At 65.6% G+C, this 279-nt stretch carries 1 pseudogene; it reads left to right on the forward strand.

Annotated features, from left to right (window positions below):
• A pseudogene (locus ACYP5B_RS48915) lies at positions 1–279 on the forward strand (thiamine pyrophosphate-binding protein); the annotation flags it as partial.

A 279-nucleotide genomic window follows, 5' to 3' on the forward strand; every position in this document is an offset into this window, starting at 1 on the left:
CCGGGCGCGATCCTGGGCGCGGTGCTGCAGGCTGCCAGCGGCCGCATCAAGCACGACAAGCGCCAGGTTCGCCAGGCCTGGATGCGCGATCTGGCCACAGCCGAAGAAGTGGCAACGGCCAAGCTGATGCCACTGTTCAAGTCCGACAGCACGCCAATTCACCCGTACCGGGTCGCTTATGAGATCAACGAATTCCTCGCCGACGACACCATCTATATCGGCGACGGCGGCGACGTGGTGACGATCTCGGCGCAGGCAGTGCGACCGCGTCGTCCGGGC

Source organism: Cupriavidus sp. 8B (genome assembly GCF_054589115.1).